The following is a 273-nucleotide window of genomic DNA, read 5'->3' as shown; positions in this document are numbered from 1 at the left end:
GTCTAGAGCATGCAACTCAAACGCCCTCTTCGGACTCGCTTTCGCTACGGCTCCCCCACACGGGTTAACCTCGCTACACACCGCTAACTCGCAGGCTCATTCTTCAAAAGGCACGCAGTCACGAGACACACCCCAAAAGAGGCACATCCGACGCTCCCACGGCTTGTAGGCACACGGTTTCAGGTACTATTTCACTCCGCTCCCGCGGTACTTTTCACCATTCCCTCACGGTACTATCCGCTATCGGTCACCAGGGAATATTTAGGCTTAGCG

Annotated in this window: 1 rRNA gene; it reads right to left on the bottom strand. The window is 55.3% G+C overall.

Features of this window, described 5'->3' with window-relative positions:
- A 23S ribosomal RNA gene (locus SCWH03_RS28415) occupies positions 1 to 273 on the bottom strand; the annotation flags it as partial.

The sequence above is a fragment of the Streptomyces pacificus genome, assembly GCF_011766325.1.
Classification (GTDB): Bacteria; Actinomycetota; Actinomycetes; order Streptomycetales; family Streptomycetaceae; genus Streptomyces; species Streptomyces pacificus.
This window is presented reverse-complemented; position numbering and strand designations above follow the sequence as displayed.